Raw genomic sequence first — 17,803 nt, forward strand, 5'->3', positions numbered from 1 at the left:
GTGGGCGCGCTCCGCGTTGTCGCGCGCGCCGGATGACGCCCGCCCCGTCGCGCCCGCGATGACGATCATCCCGGCCGGACCCTGAGCACGACCATGGTCACGTCGTCCTCCTGCGGGCCGCCGGCGCGGTGCCGCTCCAGATCATCCAGCACCGCGCGGATGATCGTCTCGGCCGGGGCGCCGGCATGTCGGCGCAGCACCTCCCGCAGCGCCGCCTTGCCGTACAGACGCCCCCCGGGGTCCCGCGACTCCCAGATGCCGTCGGTGCCGACGAGCACCACCATTCCCGGGGTCCAGGGCGAGCCGGCGTGCTCCGTGAACGACCAGGTCGCGTCGATCCCGAGCGGGATGTCCGACCCCTCGAGCTCCTCGAAGCGATCCTCGTCGGGCCGGTAGACGATGGCCGCGTCGTGCCCGGCCCCGACCCAGCGCATCGCGCGCGCCGCCGTGTCGACGATGAGGTAGTACATCGTCATGAACCGTCCGGCGGGGACGTCCGCCGCGAGGTGGCGGTTGCCATGTGATTCGGATGCGCCGTTGACTCCGCCGGACGGCGTGTGTGACGGGGTAACTACGGAGACAGAAGGACTGCGTGCAACCAAAGCGCAATCAGGTGGTCAGCCGGCGGCTCTCATCTCCCCGACGGACAGAGGTCAGACGTGGCAACGAAACAGGTCGAGATTCCGATTACGGGCATATCGTGCGCGTCGTGTGTGGCGAAAATCGAGAAGGCACTGTCGGAGATGCCGGGTGTGACGGAGGCCTCCGTCAACTTCGCGACGGAGCGCGCCCAGGTTACCTATGATCCCGAGGAGACGAGCCCCGGGCAGTTCATCAACACCATCGAAGAACTCGGCTACGGGGCGACTGCGGACAGTGCGACGCTTCCCATCATCGGCATGTCGTGCGCATCGTGCGTGGCGTCCGTCGAGGACGCCTTGAGGTCGGTGCCGGGGGTGCTCGAGGCCAACGTCAACCTCGCGACCGAGCAAGGGTCGGTGCGCTTCGTGCCCGGCGCGGTGACGCGCGAGCAGTTGGCCGGAGCGGTGCGCGCGGCGGGCTATGATGTCGGCGCGGAGGAGGGGGGCGCCGAAGCGGAGGATCGAGAACGCGTTGAGCGCGAGCAGCAGCTGCGAGCCGTGCGCAGGAAGGCCATCTTCGCGGGTATCCTGTCGGTGCTGATCCTCGTGGGCACGCATCAGGCGTATGTCCCCGGCCTGCGAGCGGTGCCGCGCCACGCGATGTTCTACGTCCTGCTCGCGCTCGCGACGCCGGTGCAGTTCTGGGCCGGTTTGCAGTTCTACCGCGGGGCGTGGGCCTCCCTGCGCCGGCGGAGCGCGGATATGAACACGCTTATCGCGGTGGGCACGTCCGCGGCGTACTTCTACAGCGTCGTGGCTACGCTCGCCGCCGGGGCGTTTGCCGGGGCGGGGCATGAGCCGGAGGTGTACTACGACACCGCGGCGGTGATCATCACGCTGATCCTGCTTGGGCGTTACCTCGAGGCGCGCGCCAAAGGCCAGGCATCGGAGGCAATCCGGCGACTGATGGGATTGAGGCCGAAGACGGCGCACGTGATTCGCGATGGCGAGGAGGTTGAGATAGCGGTTGACGCGGTGGAGAGGGGCGACACCGTCGTCGTCAGGCCGGGCGAGCGTTTGGCCGTGGATGGCGTGGTCGTTGGCGGGCAGTCGTCGGTGGACGAATCAATGATCACCGGGGAGAGCATGCCGGTGGAAAAAGGGGAGGGGGACGAGGTCATCGGCGGCACGATCAACGCGACCGGCTCGTTCCGCTTCCGCGCGACCAAGGTAGGGAAGGAGACCGCACTCGCGCAAATCATCGAGCTGGTGCGGCAGGCGCAGGGCTCGAAGGCGCCCGCGCAGCGACTTGCGGACCGGGTCGCGGCGGTGTTCGTGCCGGCCGTCATCGCGATCGCGGTGGTCACCTTTGGCATCTGGCTGGTCTTCGGCCCCGAGCCGGCGTTCGCGTTCGCGATGATGAATTGCGTGGCGGTGCTCATCATCGCCTGTCCGTGCGCGCTCGGCCTCGCGACGCCGACGGCGATCATGGTGGGCACCGGGAAAGGCGCGGAGCACGGGATCCTGATAAAGGGCGGGGAGACGCTGGAGACCGCGCAGCGGCTTAGGGCAGTCGTCTTCGACAAGACGGGGACGCTGACCGAAGGGCGCCCGCAGTTGACCGACGTGGTGTCCGACGGCGGGGTGGGGGAGCAGCAGGTGTTGCGCCTGGCGGCGGCAGCGGAGCGCGCGTCGGAGCATCCGATCGCGCAGGCCATTTTGCGTGGGGCGGAAGACCGCGGCATCGAGGCGGCGGAGGCGAGCGGCTTCGAGGCGGTCGGCGGCCACGGCGTCCGCGCGACCGTGGACGGCCAGCGCGTGCTGCTTGGCACGGAGAAGTTGATGCGGGACAACGGCTTGGAGTTGGGCGGGGTCGCCCAACGCGCGGAGGCTCTGCGCGGCGAAGGCAAGACAACGATGTTCCTCGCCCGCGACGGGAGCGTGATCGGCATTCTCGCGGTGGCGGACACGGTCAAGCCGGGGGCGCGGGAAGCGGTTCAGCGTTTGCGTGAGATGGGCCTGGAGGTCGTGATGATGACCGGCGACAACCGGCAGACCGCGCAAGCCATGGCGGCACAGGTGGGCATGGAGCGCGTGCTCAGCGAGGTCCTGCCCGACGAAAAGGCCAACGAGGTCAAGCGGCTTCAGCAGGAAGGCAGGCTGGTCGCGATGGTGGGCGACGGCATCAACGACGCGCCCGCCCTGGCGCAAGCCGACGTCGGCATCGCCATCGGCACCGGCACCGACGTCGCCATCGAGTCCTCCGACATCACTCTGGTCACGGGAGACCTCAACGGCGTCGTCGCTGCGATTGAGTTGAGTCAGCGCACGTTCCGCACGATCAAGCAGAACCTGTTCTGGGCGTTCTTCTACAACGTGCTCGGGATACCGATCGCCGCAGGGGTGCTGTACCCGTTCCTGGGGATCTTGCTCAACCCGATTTACGCCGCCGCCGCGATGTCCTTCTCCAGCGTGTCCGTAGTCGGCAACTCGCTGCGCCTGCGGCGATGGCAACCGCGCGCGACGGGCTAGACGGCCGCGCCCTGCGGCCTCGGCGATCGGGACTGCAATAAGCGGTCACGTCTGGGCGTCGGTGAAGGCTGGTCGAAGTGACCCCGCAGTGTCCCCTGGGTGCAGGAGGGCGTGACCAACCTTGCTGGGGCAGGCGTGTCGCCCGGCAAACGCAACCTGGTGCATTCGTAGCCGAGAGAGTTGCGCAACCTTGAGTAGACTCCGCCGTTTCCCGACATCCTCACTTTCCGCGGTGACACCCGTGAAGCAAGGAGCGTCGGGGGCGCGACCTCAACGTGCAGCAGGGAAACGCGTCCGGCGGTTCGCGGCGCGCCGCTCGCGGCGCGGGTCCGAGATACCGAACTAGCGCGGCGCGCGCTCCTTGGCGTCCGTGCGCCACGGCCAGAGAACGCGCGCATAGCGCCACGGCCAACGACCGGACTGAGAGAAGCGAACCGGACGCGTTGTGTCGTTGACGAAGCAACTGATGTTATCGCACATCTGCTGGAGTTGCTCGATCAGCACTTCCGGCTGCGAATCGAGGTGCTCCTCGCAGAAGCGGACACCGAGTTTGAGTGCCGCGCAGAGGTCGAACAGACCGCGGCGAAACTCGGCCGATTCGTCTCGCTGCCGGGGTCGGTGCGGATGCTCCGGCACGCGATGCCGGACCGGTGATCGCAGGAGCACTATCGCAGCGCACAGAGCGGTAATGCTCGCCGCGCACACGACAGAGACCACGTTCCACGCCTGCGTCAGCGCTACGGTCCACGCCGCGCATGCAATGAGCACGCATGCCGAAAAGGTCAGCGGGCGGCCTGGTCTCATGGAATCGCGCCCTCCCTAGCGGTTTTGTCCTGCCCCAAGAAGAAAACGGACGTGTGCAAATACGAAAACCGCAGGCAGGAAGAGGGCAATTCGCGCTGGCCGTCGCGGGCTGTGGCACGAATCTTGCTGTGCGAGTTGTGGAAAAAGGTAAGCCCTAGTCCTACATACGCTTGTTTGCCGGGCGAATCCACACAAGCCAGATGACTTTGCCGGTGAGTTGATCTGTCGCCGGGAGTCTCACATCGCCGACCACATCTCGACCTCGCCTCCAGAGCGAGAGCCACAATCGCCGCAACGAAGCCGCTCGCTGGGCATCGCCCACGCCACATGCCCAGCGCACTGCGCTCAACGCTGACAGGCGCGGCCCGGCCCCTGAGATGGAGGCATCGAGAATGAGAAGGCGCGAACCAAAACGCGGCCCGGTTCACAACGTCCTGATCGCGGATGACTATCCGTTCTTTCGGCGCGGCCTGCGCATGTTTATCGAAGAGCAGCCGGATCTGACGGTGGTCGGCGAGGCGGGTACGACCGAGGAGTTGGTGCAGCTCGTCGAGACGGCCCGCCCGCATATCGTGCTGCTCGACCTCAACCTCGACGGCGGCGACGGGGTGTCCGTTGTCGAGAGCATCCGGAACGGCTGGCCCGACGTCGGCGTGATCGCCTTCGTCACCCCCGACGACGCGGACGGGCTCGCCGTGTGTATCGAGAACGGGGTGGACGGCTGCATCGTCAAGAACGCCGACCCTCCGCTGATCCTGAGCGCGATCCGTGCGGTGAGCGCCGGAGAGAGCTGGCTCCAGCGAGAGATGACGGGGAAGCTGTTCCAGGAGCTGCGCCGCGCCCGCCAGGCCGAACGCGAGCGCGCTGCGGCCCCGCTGAGCGATCGCGAGACGGAGATCCTGAGGCTGCTCGCAGAGGGCCTGCGGAATTCGCAGATCGCGCAGCGGCTGTTCATCAGCGAGCGCACGGTCAAGGTGCACGTCGCCAACATCTTCGGCAAGCTCGGGCTTCACGACCGCGTGCAGGCGACGCGTTACGCGATTCGCAACGGCCTCGTTCGCGTCTAGCCGGACTCCCCCCGACGCCGGCCTTTGGTCTGTCCTCAGCGTCATCGTATTCCACCTTGCCACACGCCCCGACACGGGGGGAGACAGGCGCGCCGGCGCGCCTGTGACGTCGGCATCTTCAATTCGGCAGGCCTGTCAAGGGGTAGTAGTGCAGAAAGCGCGAAGCGTCGGCGCCGTTCAGCACATTGAGATTATGCAGGCATGCCCAGCACAGGTAAACGTTCGCCGCGAGCAGCGGCGCGAGCCCGGTGTACGGGGTACGCACCTCGACTCGCTCGACCAGTTTGAGCACGACATAGGCAAGCGACATCTTGGTCGCCGTCGCCAACGCGGGCATCTCGATAATCCGGCTCATCACCCGATTCGCTTCGTACGCAATGCCGCTGGCGAGTCCGTCGTAGGTTATCAGCAGATCGAAGATATTCAGCAGTATCCACAGCGACATGAGGACGATCATGGTGCACGCCCGCAGATCGGGGGTGCGCCTGATCCTGTGACGCACGCTGTGCCATGTCGCCCGGGCCCGCTCGCTCATCGCCTATTTCCCAAGCACCTTGAACAGCTCGGCGAACCGAATCGCTCCCGGCCCCAGGATGACCACGAACAGCGCCGGGAAGATGAAGAACACGAGCGGGAAGAGCAGCTTGACGGGCAGCTTCGCCGCCGCCTCGCGGGCGCGCTGAGAGCGACGCTCGCGCGCCGCGTCGGCTTGCACGCGGAGCACCTTGGCGATGCTCACGCCGAGCAATTCGGCTTGCTGCACCGCGGCGACGAAGGACACGAGATCCGGCACCTGTGTGCGCTGTCCCATCTCGCGCAGGGCGTCCGCGCGCGACTTGCCGAGGCGCACCTGCTCCAGAACGCGGCCCAGTTCCTGCGGCAGCGGGCCGCCGCTCTTCTCCACGACTTTCTGCATCGCGCCGTCGAAACCGACGCCGGCCTCGACGCTCACGACCAGCAGGTCGAGGACATCCGGGAGCGCGCGGCGGATGGCGGACTGGCGCGTCTCGATGATGCGCTGGAGCACGATGTCCGGCAGCCAGAACCCGACCGCGACCGCGACCGCCGTCACCGCCCACAGCAGCAGCCCCTCAAACGGGGCGAAGCGCAGGAGCAGGATGCCGGCCACCACCGCCAGCGCGACCGCCAGCGCCTTGAGGCCGATGTATTCAATCACGCCGATATGACGGGGATTGCCGGCCATGTCGAGCTTGCGGCGAATCTTCTCAAGCGCCCCGGAGGGCGTGAATCCGCTCACCGTCTTGCCGAGCGCTCTCAGTGCGGGCAGCAGGACGCGCGAGCCGAAGCCCGTCTCGAGCCACGGGTGGCCGTGATAGGCCTCCTGCTGCGGCAGCATGTAGTCATCTATGCGCTCGCGGACCGCCGCGAGACGAGGCCGCATGGCGCTCGTCACCATCAGTGACACGGCGACGAATGTCAACGCGCTTATGATCAGTAACACCGGTGTTCTCCTTCACATCCCATAATAGAGCCGCAGCAAGCGCCTTCGCGCCTAATAGTCGAGTCGCAGCATGCGCATGATAACCACGCCGCCGACGATCTGCAGCCCGATCGCGCATGCCATGAGCAGATGTCCCAGACTGGTCGTGAACAGCGCCGACATGTAGGACGGGTTGAGCGCGCCCAGGATCACCGCCATTGCGATGGGAAGAATGAACAGGATGAGCCCGGACATGCGCCCTTCAGCCGTGAGCGTGTTGACCTCGGCGCGGATACGCTGCCGCTCGCGCACGGTGGAGGCGACGATCTCCATGACTTCCGCCAGGTTGCCGCCCACTTCGAGCTGGATGAGCATCGCGGTGACCGCGATGTCGAGATCGGAAAGCGGCACGCGGCGCGACAACCGGACGAGCGCCTCGGGCGTGGGGACGCCGACATTGGTCTCGTCGAGCACCTTGCCGAACTCGACAGAGATGGGCGGCTCCATCTCTTGGCATACGGCTTGCATCGCGCGCAGGACGCCGTACCCGGAGCGCAGCGAAGACGCGATCAACATCAGCGCGTCCGGCAGCTGACGCTCGAAGCGGCGCAAGCGGCTGACCTCGAGCACCTTGAGCACAATGAACGGCGCGGAGACCGCAATCACGATGCCCGCGGCCGCACCCAGCGGACCCCACACGAGCCAGCCGAGCGCCGCGACGACGACGATCGCAGCTGCAGACACCGCCACCAACTCACTCGGCCGCCAACTGCTCCCCGCGCGCTCGAGGGCGGCCTCAATGGCGCTGTGTCTCCCCTGGCCCTCGATCAACGACGTCAACGTGGGGAATGGATCGCGCTTCGGCGAGCCCTTGTCCGGCTCGGATGCGGCGGAGCCCATGGTCGTCAGCCGGCGCCCGACGCGCCGCTGGCCCGCGGTGAGCAGGTAGAGTACGAGCCCGACCGCGAGGGCGGCGCACACGAACGCGAGGACTGGAATCAGGAATCCGCTCATTTCTTACCTCCCTGCGGAGCGAACATGTCCGCGGGCAGATGTATGCCTTTGCTCGCGAGCAGCGGCAGGAACCCGGGGCGCAGGCCGGTGGCGACGTGCTCGCCGATGACCTTTCCGGTTTCGTCCACGCCGCTTTGCTTATAGAGGAAGATGTCCTGGAGCACGATGACATCGCCCTCCATGCCTTGGATTTCCGAGACGTGAGTCACCTTGCGCGACCCGTCGCTGAAGCGGTGCTGGTGGACGATCAGGTTCATCGCCGATGCGATCTGCTCGCGGATGGCGCGCGCCGGCAGCTCCATGCCCGCCATGAGCACCATCGTCTCCAGCCGCGCGAGGGTGTCGCGCGGGCTGTTGGTATGGGCGGTGCTCAGCGAGCCGTCGTGGCCGGTGTTCATCGCCTGGAGCATGTCGAGCGCCTCGCCGCCGCGCGCCTCGCCGACGATGATGCGCTCGGGGCGCATGCGCAGCGCGTTGCGCACGAGCATGCGGATGGTGATCTCGCCCTGGCCCTCGAGATTGCGCGGCCTGCTTTCGAGTGTGACGACATGGTCTTGCTGGAGCTGCAGCTCGGCCGCATCCTCGATGGTGACGATGCGCTCGATGTTCGGGACGAACGAAGAGAGAACGTTGAGGGTGGTCGTCTTGCCGCTGCCGGTGCCGCCCGAAATGATGGTATTGAGGCGTCCCTTGACGCACGCCTTGAGAAACGCCATCATCGCCGGGGTCATGGTGCCGAACGCGATCAAATCCTCGTCGGTGTACGGGACGCGCGAGAACTTGCGGATGTTGATGCACGGCCCGACCAGCGACAACGGCGGGATGATCGCGTTGACGCGGGAGCCGTCCGGCAGGCGCGCGTCCACCATCGGGCTCGACTCGTCAACGCGTCGGCCCAACGGCGTCACGATACGATCAATGATGCGCAGCACGTGCGCGTCATCGCGGAACTTGATGTCGGTGAGGAACAGCTTGCCGTCGCGCTCCGCGTAGACCTGCTCGGGGCCGTTGACCATAATCTCGGTCAGCGACGGATCCTCGATCAGGGGCTGGATCGGCCCGTAGCCGTTGACCTCGTCGTAGACCTCGCGCAGGACACGGATGCGTACGCGCCCCGACAAAGGGGATACGCCTTCGACCACGACCCGCTCGAGCGCGCCGCGGATCTCGTCCATCATCCGCTCGCGACTGAGGCCGCGGAGCTTCTTCGGCTCGACTTCCTCCAGGAGCTTGCCGTGCACGCGCGCGACTAGCTCGAGCCGCTCCTGGCGCGTCATGCCGCCGACGGCGTCGGCGTCCGCTTCGCCGACCTGGTAGATCTTCGCGTCATCCTGTCTGGTAACGACAGACATGGTTGGTCTCCTCGTCTCTATTTTCTCGCCAGCCACTTGAGTTTGCCGGGATGGCTGCCGCCGATGGGTGATGCCCCATTGCCGCCGACCTTGATCGCCTTCTCGGCGAGATCGCGTATGGCGCGGGAAACGGCCGCATCGGGATGGCTGATGACGAAGGGCACGCCTTCGTTGATCGACGTGACCGCCAGCCCTGCGGCATTGGGGATGCTGACGGTCGCCTCACGCCCGAACGCGCGGGCGATCTCTTCCACCTGGAGCCGGTTCTGTCGTGCGACGCGGTTGAGTACCAGGTGAATGCGTTCCTTTGACACGTAGTCGCGCGTCAGCAGTTGGTACAGCTTGCGCGTGTCGTTGAGTGTCGTCAGGTCGAACAGATTCGCCACCAAGAGCAGCGCCGTGGCATGCGTGAAGGCGAATATCGTGGTCTCGTAGAGCATGGGCGGGACGTCAAGCACGATGAACCGGTAGCTGCGCTTGAGATTGGTCAGCACCCCACTCAGGCACTTGACGCTGATCGAGCTGAGATCGCTCGGCTCGTTCGCCGCCACCAGCACTTTGAGTCCGGAGTCATGGGGCGTGAGGTGCGCCTCCACCAACTCCTGGTCTATGTCGTCCTCCAGTGGAACCATGTCCACGAGGGTCCGCTTCGGGCGCAGGTTGAGCATCAGTGCCACGTCGCCGAACTGGGAATAGACGTCAACCAACGCCGTCTGCCCCGGGTATTGCTGCGCCAACGTGACGCCGAGGTTGGTCGCCAACGTCGTCTTGCCGACGCCGCCCTTGGCGCCGGCGACGGCGATGACCCGGGGCATGAGTTGTGGATCGGTGAGCGTCCGGAACTCGTGCGTGTGGCGCTTGTCGCCGGTTGCCCGAATGTCGCGTATCGCCTCGAGCAGATCGGTCGGCACGAGCGGCTTGCTCAGGACGTCCTTGACCCCGGCGCGCATCGCCTGGCGCCACGTCTGCCCTGCGTCGCCGCCGGTCATCAGAACCGTCGCCACCTGTGGTGCTGCGAGCCAGACCGCCTCGGCCACCGAGATGCCGTCGAGCTCTCGCAGCTCGGCATCGACCAACACCACGTCCGGCGCGAGTTGCACCGCCATCTGCGATGCCTCCAGCCCATCCTGCGCAATGCCGACGACTTCCATGTCCTGCTGGTTGCTCAGGATGTGCAGGATCTGCTCGCTCTCAAACTCGTCACTACTCGCGACAACGACGCGAGCAGTGCTCTTCGCTTTGGCGGAAGACATTTACTGGATCTCTCCGATCTTCTCGAGGGCGGACTCGGTGCGTGCCGCGGCCGAGCTCTCGGTCACGATCTCGGGCGTGACGAGAATCACCAGCTCCGTTTCGCGCAACTGCTTGTCGGTGCGCTTGAACAACTCTCCGATGATCGGAATGTCGCCCAGGAGCGGGATCTTGCGCACGCTCTCCGACAGCTCGCTCTGATACAAACCGCCGATGACGAGGGTCTGCCCGTCGCCAATATGCACCACGCTGTGCGCGCGCCGCGTCCGCAGCGCGGGCAGCAGGATGTTGCTCACCACGATCGCGTTCCCGAAGTCGAGGCTGCTCACCTCGGGCGTGACTTCGAGATCTATGCTCTTGCCGTTCGCGCCGATATTGCCCGTGATCTCGAGCCTGACGCCGAACTCCTTCCACTCGACCGTGACCGCACCGGCGGCCGAGGTCGCCGCTCCGGTCGTCGACTGCACCACGGGGATCGGAATCTCCCCGCCGACGAGCATATCCGCGGTCTCGCCCTCGGCCACGAGCAGGTTGGGCTCGGCGAGGACGCGCGCCTTGTTGTCCGTGACCAGCGCCTTGAGTCGGGCGCTGATGCCTTCGAGTCTGCGGATCGGTCCGCCGTCTGCGAGCGCAACCGGTCCCGAGAACACCTCGCCGAAGAGGATCGGCTGGTCCTTGCCCAGGTACTGGGTGATCCCGCCCTCTGCGGAACTGCTCGTCAGGCCGCCCCAGTCAATACCGATGTCGCTCAGGGCGGACTTGTCAACATCCACCACCTTCACGTGCACCAGGATCTGGCGGGGCTCGTAGGCGGGCGCGGACACCATGTCCACAACAGCCACCTGCGTCCCCAGGACCTTGATGATCTGCTCCATGCGCTTCTTTTGCTCGGGAGTCGCCGTGCCCTCGAACATGAGCGTGCTGTCGGTCAGGGCATATACCGTGACATCCGGCCCGACCGCGCTCTGGATCTGCTCGATGTCGAGCGGGGGCTTCTCCGGCTTGATGCGCACCTGGATCAGGTTCTGGACCTTCGGCGCGTAGGCGCTCGCGATCGCCTCGGCGCGCTGCGCTGCGTAGGCGGTCTCCACCTCGCCATCGAGGAGGATGACGCCATTGTGCTCGCTGACAGTGATGCCGGGGTGCGCGATGGTGTCGCGAATCTTCGCGACCACCTCGGGCATGACCGACGGCACTCCCGTCACCACGAGGCGGAACGTGTGCTGACCCTTCTCGTCCCAGACGTAGAGGTCGGTGGCGCCGGCCATTCTCGCGGTGACCATGATCTGCTTGGCCGACAGCACGACGTAGTCTGCGATAGCGGGATCAGCGACCGCCGCCCGCTTGATGCCCTGGAAATCCAACACCTCGGAGGCGCCCAGCATCATGGGCTTCTCCACTGCCGGGTCGGCGCTCACCTGCTGCCCCCAGCCGCTGCCGGCGAGGGCGACGAGCAGGACGGTCATCATCAGGGCGAGCACCGCCCGACGCGCCAACTGCTGTGCGATATGTGGTCTCGTTTTCATAGTTCTCGCTGCGCACCCTCGAAAACGGGTCCGCTTCCTCCTTTGGGCTCACGCCCCGCACGTGCTGTGGGGCGCGGCGGCATTATTCAGGACGAACGTCCACGGTGCTCTTCTGGGTGCCGCGCACCGTCTCAACCGTGACGGGTGCGCTGTACGCGTCCTCGCCGATCTTGACGCGATTCGAGAAAGTCACAGGCTGCGGCTTGGACTCGGGACCGCTGTCGCTATAGAGCCCTGAGCCGAAGCGCGGATAGCCGCCGGCGAAAGCCGGAGAGGTGTAGGCAGCCGGCAGGACCCGCGCAGTCGGTTGCGCCGGCGCAGCGCCGGAGCGCGATTCAGACCGAATGCCGATGAGGGCGTCGCTGCGCACGCCGTCCAGAGCCACATGGACAATGTCGCCCACGGGGCGCAGGGTCAGCCTCAGCCTGCCCTTGGACTCGGCGAGGATCAGCTTCTCCGCATCCGCCGGATCGAGGGCGAGCGTGGCGTTGGGCTGCTCTTTGGGTCGCGCCGCCTTGTCGGACTTCGGCTGGTCAACTTCCTCGGGCAGCACTTCCGCCCCGATGGCCAGCAACTCGAGGTCCTGGAGCACGGTCTTCGTGACACTGACCTTGTCGACCTCAAAGGTGGCGAGCACGTCAACGTGATCGCCCGCCTTGAGGAAGCCGGCAACGCCAATGATCGGATCGAGCGCCACCGTCACCGCGCGCATGCCCTCGGGCACGACGTAGGCGAGGCCGAGGGATGCCGTGCGCGGCGCGACTGCTGCGCGCTGCACCGGCTCGTCCGCCGCCAGCGCGGTGATCGTCACGCGGCCCATGACCTCCCGCATCGAGGTCGCGCTGTTCGCCGGCAGGGTGCCGATCGGTCGCGTCGCCTCACGCACCATTCCCGGCTCGATCACCGTGCGCAGCGGTATGTCCTGCGCCGCGACGACGACCTGCACCGGTTCCGTCATCTCCGCTGCGCGCGCCTTTTCCCGGGTGAGGAAGAGATACGCCAGCAGAGCCGCCGCCAGCCCCGCGCACAGGGCCGCCAGCACGATTCCCCTTCTCGTCAACTTGCTCATCACATGTCCTCCTGCAAAGCTGTTCGTCCGGCTCATCTACTCGATAAGCTTGAAAGTGAACACCCCGTAGTCCGGCCCGGACCCGCCGCCCCCGGGGATGGTGTAATCAAGGAAGTAGCCATGGACTTCCCCGCCGCTGCACGATTCAACCCAGAACGAGGCAAACCCCAGGATCTCGACCCCGGTGCGACCATTGCCCAGCGGGCTGATGATAGGGACGATGACGATCCTCGGGTTGCCGTAGTCGTAGTTGTCCCACGTGTCGTCGGCCCAGGGCTCTTGCTGCGCGCGCTCGAAGAGCGACTCGTCCCCGCTCGGCTCGTTGACCACCGCCTGCTTGGTCGGGCCGACCATGTTGCCGGGCTCGGTGTCGGTGATGTCACCGACCTCGACGGTGCCGTCGAAGCCCCACATGATGTCGTGCATGTAGACGTCGCCGCCGCTGCTGCCGTCGCCCAGGCTGCGCTGGAGGGCGAGCGGGTAGAAGTTGCCGCCTGTCTTGGCCGTCGAGCCGTCGCCGAGGTCGGTCTGGCTGCCGACCTTGAGCGTGTAGAGCACGCCGTTGTTGTACTCGTACGGAGTGCCGTCGTAGCTGTACCACGGTATGCCCCACGGCACCACGCGGCCGGCCACCGAGCCGACCGGGCCGGTCTTGAGCACCACCGCGTACGCAGATACAAGCTTATTATCGAAGCCAAGGATGCGGGCGAAGGTGTGGTCAACCGTCATCTGGCCGTCGACGCGGATCTTGGTTGCGCCTTCGGGGGTGATGCCGTCGGCCGGGAAAGAGACTTGGTGCTGCGACATGTCGTTGGCTACGGCACACTCGGACGCTTCTGCTTCCGCCTTGGCCTGGTCAGGCAGTTCCAGACCACCGGCGAGAGCCGATGCGTCGCACGAGTTCACCAGGTACTGGCGCGCCGCGTAGAGGCGCCCCACGTCAACCGCGAGGGCGGTCATCCCGATCAGGACGACGATCAGGATCGCCGCCATGACCAGGCTGATTCCGCGTTCGTCTTTCAGCGGATTGCGAATCATTGGAGTGATCCCCCTTATTCCCTGCGCATCACGACTTCGGACTTGAGCGGGAGCGCGTCTCCCTGCACCCCGCTCAGCCACGAGAAGAAGCTCCCGGTAATGAGATGATGCGGCCAATTGAGCGTGACTTTGATGAGAGTTCCGGGAGGCGCACTGTTCTCGCTGCCCCCACCGACGTCGCCGAGCGCGTAAGGATAGGTAAGTCCCTCGTCGGTCGAGTAGGACAGGTCTATCGTCAGCTCGTCGTGGTTGGGCAAAGCGCCGGCGGTGTTGACGATGCGTTCCTCGATCGCCGCCACGGGCTTGCCCAACGAGGCGTGCCGCGACCCCTCACGTCCGACTTGGACGAGGGTCAACTGGTGCAAGAACAGCACGCCAAATTCAATGATGCCCAGGAACAGCATCAGCAGTATGGGCAGGATCAGCGCGAACTCGACCAGCGCTGCTCCTCGCCGCCTATTCTTGGTCTGTGGCCATATCACTTTGGCTTCACCTCTTTACGCGCCGAGCGCCAGAGCCGCCAGCGAGCCGAGGGCAATGGCTATGGAGTACGGAATCTTGCCCAGCGCCGACCCGGTTGCGAGATCCGTGTGCACGCCGCCGGCATTCGCGAGCAGGTTCGTGAGCATGTTGACCGCGGTTGCCCGGACGGCTCGCCGCCGAATCATCCACACCGCCGCGAGCACGCCGCCAAACACCCCGGTCAGCAGCATCGCCCATATCGTGAAGTGGAATCCCTTGAGCGCTCCCACCGCGATCAACAGCTTGGCGTCGCCGCCGCCCAGGCCGGCGACCGCGGACAGCATCAGCACCGCGCCGAGCGCAATCCCCGCGCCCAGCGCATGATCGCCCAGTCCAGCCGCGCCGCCTGCCACCCCGCCGAGCGTCAGTCCGGCGGCGGCGCACGGGACGGTGAGCTTGTTGTAGATCTTGCCGCTCCGCAGGTCGGTGACGACCGCCACGGCCAGCATCGCTATCATCAGGCTTGTCGCAACTATCTCGAACATATTAGTGCAGGCCCCTTGAGATGACGAAAATCAACTTGACTGTCCTGTTGCGGCAGGCGGGGCTTCGCTGGCGATCATCTGTCCAGCAGGGGCCCGAGCGAAGCAGCACGCCGAACGAAGCCCCCGCGCCTTGCCGCGCCATGCATCACTACGGGGTCGGCTGAACCTGACCCCCAGTGCCGGGGAGGGAGGTCTGCGCGCCGTCGAAAGTCTGGCCCGTCTTCTGGCCCAGGGCGGTAACGACCAGGATGCACACAATGGCGATCAGCGCCAGCATCAGCGCGTACTCTACCATCGTGGCGCCCTCCTCATCGCTCCACAGTGCCTTGATCCGCTCGATCATTCTCTTTTCACCCCCTTCCGGTGAATGGTGTGTGCTACTCGCGGCAGCGAAACGCATCAGGTCATGGAATTGTGCCGTTGAACGACTGAGGTCAGTGCTGCAAAAGAGGCTGTGATCCGTGCTTCGCTGGTTCGCTCGTAACATCGCCTTCAATCCTACAGGGCAAAGCCGATCTCAACAATCCGGCGCAGGTTCTAAATCGTGAAGTCGCGCGGTGCAACAGATGCGGCCACAGGGACTAGTACGGTGGTACTACCGCCGAGCGCGATTGACTGAGCTACGTGCGGGCCGCAAGCCGCGCCGCTCGCTCGAATCGGAGGCCAGGGGCGCGCTCTGGGGCACCCAGCAGAGGTCTCACGGCATTCCACGGCGTAGTTGACGAGCGTGCGCGGCAGGGGCTCTCGCCGCCGCGCGCAACTTCCCGGGAGAGGGCCGGTACCACCGTCCGATGGATTCTCTTGCCCCCGTCGAGGTCGCCCCGCACGGACGCCACAACGTCCCGGTTGGCGCTGCTTGGGGCGTCGCGATGGCGTGCTTCTACAGCTCGGTGTTCCTGATCTGGGGCCGGATGACGAAGGTGCTGCCCAGTCCGGTGGTCGGGTTCGGCGCGTATGCCGGCGCGCTGCTTGTGATCGTCGTCGGGCTACTGCTCGCGGGGCGAGGCGAGCACCTGCGTCCGGCGCGACGTCACTGGTCGGGCCTGCTCATCATCGGCGCGATTGGTTTCACGATCAACGCGAGCGCCCTGGCCGGTATCGCCCTGAGCACCGCGACCAAGGCCGCGATCCTCACCCGCACGGACACGTTCTTCGCAGCGCTGCTCGCCGTCCTGTTCATCGGGGAACGCCTGGGCCGGGGCGCGATTCCCGGGCTGCTGCTCATGTTCGCCGGCGCGGGATTGTCAATGGACGTGCGGCTGTCCGAGCTGACACTGCCGAGCGGGGCCGACTTGCTGTTCCTGGTGGCCGCCTTGTGCCTCGGGCTTAACGCGGTTATTATTAAGACCCGCCTGCGCCATCTCTCGCGGTTCACGGTGGCTGCTTTCAACATCGGGGTCACGATGTGTCTGTTCGCGGTTCTGGTCACCGTTGGCGGCCAGTGGGGTGAGGTGTCCCGCCTCGTCAGCCCGGCGCTCGGCTTGCCGATCCTGCTGTGCGGCTGCTTGATGGTGGGGAGCTACATCTCGTACTACAGCGCGTTGGCGCTGCTGCAGAGTTGGGAGGCGCGGTCGTTCTCGCTCTTGGTGCCGCCGATCGTAGGCGTGGCCTCGCTCATCCTGTTTGGCGAGACGGTGGGCGGAGTGCGGGTCGCGGGGATGGCGTGCGTGGTTGCCGGCGCGCTGATCGTGAATCGCGCGCGCAGCGCGGAGGAGCAGCGCGTCCTGCACTCGGGAGCTGAACTTCGTTGCGGCGGGCTGAGCGAGCGACGCGACGTGGAGTAAGGGCGCCGCGGTTGATTCGATGTCGAAAGGGTTCACATGAAATGCAGGGCTTGACTCGGATGCGGATGCGACGCGCAGTTGCGACTGTCCTAGTGCTTGTGGGGCTCGCGGTGTGGGCGCATTCCGACGATGCCGAATATCGCTTGCCGGTGCTCCCGGCCGAGCACAAGCGGGTGAACGACCCGCTGACCGGGGCGGATCTCCTTTTCGTGACGACGAGCCCGGCGCGGGATCACAACTTGTACTTCCACCAGCGGTCGTGGCTCGCGGACGATACGGTCCTGCTCTTCACGTCGGATCGTCCTGAGGGCGGCCTGATGGGTTACCTGTTCGCGACCGGAGAGTTGGTGCGCTTTGTCACGCCCACGGGCGGTTTGGGAGCGGCTACGGCGGCGCGCGAAGGCAACCGCGTATTCGCAGCCCGCGGTCGGGACATCGTGGAGCTATCAGTCGTTGTCGAGCCGGCGGACGACCCGGGGCAGATGCCCTCCACGGTGACTGCGACGGAGCGCGTCATCTGCACCTTGCCCGAGGGCGCGGCGCTCCAGGCAAGCGTGACGGAGAACTGCGACGGGTCGCTGCTCGGCCTGGACGTGCGATGGCCTGACGGCAAGCAAGGGATAGCGGTGGCGAACGTCGCGACCGGGGAAATGCGCGAGGTGTGTCGCTTCGACTTCGCCGGTCACCTGCAGTTCAGCATGACGAATCCGAATCTGGTGAGCGTCGCCGGGCTGGAGAGCAGACTCGTCGTCGTGGATCTGCGTTCGGGCAAGCCGCGCGTTGTCCACGAGCAAGCCGAGGGGGAGCATGTCACTCACGAGTGCTGGTGGGTCAACGACTCGCTGACGTTCTGCGGCGGGTACCGGGACAAGGAATCGCACGTGAAGGTCGTGGACGTACATACGGGCGAGGTGCGGATCGCGGGCGCGGGGGCGTGGGTGCCGTGGGTCGGAGACGGTGACGACGTGCTCAACCGATGGAACTGGTGGCACGCGGCTGGGCATGAATCGGGCCGGTGGATCGTCGCGGACAACTGGTACGGGGACGTCGTGGTGTTCGACGGTCGGACGACGCAGATGCATCGGCTGACCCTCGGGCATCGCACCTACGGCCGCGGGCAACACCCCGAGCCGGGGTGGGACCGAAGCGGCACGCGCATCGTGTTCACGTCGGAGATGCTGGGCGGCGTTGACGTGTGCGTCGGGACGATTCCGGACATCTGGCCGCCCGACGCGGCCGACGAAGGTTTGATCGTCACGGGGGGAGCGCCGGCGTCGGGCGCCGGCGACGGTGCGAGCGAGTGAAAGAACGGCAGGCTGAGTGTCCGACAGTCCTAA

General features: G+C 66.1%; 16 protein-coding genes and 1 pseudogene. 4 read left to right on the plus strand and 13 right to left on the minus strand.

The genetic code is table 11. The features are described from left to right. Window positions 1-65 precede the first annotated feature (65 nt). Window positions 66-602 carry a serine/threonine-protein phosphatase gene (locus JSV65_07270; GenBank protein ID UCH36145.1) on the minus strand — a complete coding sequence of 179 codons (537 nt, stop codon included), beginning with the start codon at window positions 600-602 and terminating at the stop codon, window positions 66-68. A gap of 69 nt (window positions 603-671) precedes the next feature. Between JSV65_07270 and JSV65_07275 the strand changes: the two are divergent. After that, window positions 672-3,113, plus strand: a pseudogene (locus tag JSV65_07275) (copper-translocating P-type ATPase). Between the two features lie 342 nt (window positions 3,114-3,455). Here the strand turns inward: JSV65_07275 and JSV65_07280 are convergent. After that, window positions 3,456-3,917 carry a hypothetical protein gene (locus tag JSV65_07280; GenBank protein UCH36146.1) on the minus strand — a complete coding sequence of 154 codons (462 nt, stop codon included), beginning with the start codon at window positions 3,915-3,917 and terminating at the stop codon, window positions 3,456-3,458. A gap of 392 nt (window positions 3,918-4,309) precedes the next feature. On the opposite strand from JSV65_07280, the gene JSV65_07285 reads away from it, so the two are divergent. After that, on the plus strand, window positions 4,310-4,984 hold the full coding sequence (locus JSV65_07285) for a response regulator transcription factor (GenBank protein ID UCH36147.1): 675 nt from the start codon (window positions 4,310-4,312) through the stop codon (window positions 4,982-4,984). A 118-nt stretch (window positions 4,985-5,102) separates the two neighbouring features. Here JSV65_07285 and JSV65_07290 read toward each other — a convergent pair whose 3' ends face one another. The 11 genes from JSV65_07290 to JSV65_07340 all read right to left on the minus strand — a co-directional run bounded on the left by JSV65_07290 (window position 5,103) and on the right by JSV65_07340 (window position 15,025). Then, complete coding sequence (locus tag JSV65_07290) at window positions 5,103-5,519, minus strand: hypothetical protein (protein ID UCH36148.1); 417 nt, start codon at window positions 5,517-5,519, stop codon at window positions 5,103-5,105. A gap of 3 nt (window positions 5,520-5,522) precedes the next feature. Further along, a complete protein-coding gene (locus JSV65_07295; protein ID UCH36149.1) occupies window positions 5,523-6,446 on the minus strand; it encodes a type II secretion system F family protein in 924 nt (307 codons plus the stop codon). Between the two features lie 51 nt (window positions 6,447-6,497). Beyond that, entirely contained in the window at window positions 6,498-7,439 is a 942-nt protein-coding gene (locus JSV65_07300) for a type II secretion system F family protein (GenBank protein ID UCH36150.1), read from the minus strand. After that, on the minus strand, window positions 7,436-8,791 hold the full coding sequence (locus JSV65_07305; protein UCH36151.1) for a CpaF family protein: 1,356 nt from the start codon (window positions 8,789-8,791) through the stop codon (window positions 7,436-7,438). The genes JSV65_07300 and JSV65_07305 overlap by 4 nt, the downstream gene beginning before the upstream one ends. Window positions 8,792-8,808: 17 nt before the next feature. Continuing rightward, window positions 8,809-10,044: a response regulator gene (locus JSV65_07310; protein UCH36152.1), complete on the minus strand. Its 1,236-nt coding sequence runs from the start codon at window positions 10,042-10,044 to the stop codon at window positions 8,809-8,811. Further along, entirely contained in the window at window positions 10,045-11,568 is a 1,524-nt protein-coding gene (locus JSV65_07315) for a pilus assembly protein N-terminal domain-containing protein (protein ID UCH36153.1), read from the minus strand. It lies immediately after the preceding gene. Between the two features lie 82 nt (window positions 11,569-11,650). Beyond that, window positions 11,651-12,637, minus strand: coding sequence for a Flp pilus assembly protein CpaB (gene cpaB / locus JSV65_07320; protein ID UCH36154.1), 987 nt, complete (start codon window positions 12,635-12,637; stop codon window positions 11,651-11,653). Between the two features lie 36 nt (window positions 12,638-12,673). Then, complete coding sequence (locus JSV65_07325) at window positions 12,674-13,675, minus strand: Tad domain-containing protein (protein UCH36155.1); 1,002 nt, start codon at window positions 13,673-13,675, stop codon at window positions 12,674-12,676. A 14-nt stretch (window positions 13,676-13,689) separates the two neighbouring features. After that, complete coding sequence (locus tag JSV65_07330) at window positions 13,690-14,154, minus strand: pilus assembly protein (protein ID UCH36720.1); 465 nt, start codon at window positions 14,152-14,154, stop codon at window positions 13,690-13,692. A gap of 18 nt (window positions 14,155-14,172) precedes the next feature. After that, a complete protein-coding gene (locus JSV65_07335) occupies window positions 14,173-14,682 on the minus strand; it encodes a prepilin peptidase (GenBank protein UCH36156.1) in 510 nt (169 codons plus the stop codon). A gap of 148 nt (window positions 14,683-14,830) precedes the next feature. Then, window positions 14,831-15,025: a Flp family type IVb pilin gene (locus tag JSV65_07340; GenBank protein UCH36157.1), complete on the minus strand. Its 195-nt coding sequence runs from the start codon at window positions 15,023-15,025 to the stop codon at window positions 14,831-14,833. Window positions 15,026-15,473: 448 nt separating this feature from the next. Here JSV65_07340 and JSV65_07345 point away from each other — a divergent pair, with 448 nt between their 5' ends. After that, entirely contained in the window at window positions 15,474-16,466 is a 993-nt protein-coding gene (locus JSV65_07345; GenBank protein UCH36158.1) for a DMT family transporter, read from the plus strand. Window positions 16,467-16,531: 65 nt separating this feature from the next. After that, window positions 16,532-17,770 (plus strand): hypothetical protein, encoded by a 1,239-nt coding sequence (locus JSV65_07350; GenBank protein UCH36159.1) that lies wholly within the window; start codon window positions 16,532-16,534, stop codon window positions 17,768-17,770. Window positions 17,771-17,803 lie beyond the last annotated feature (33 nt).

This window comes from Armatimonadota bacterium (assembly GCA_020354555.1).
In the GTDB taxonomy this organism is placed as follows: Bacteria; Armatimonadota; Hebobacteria.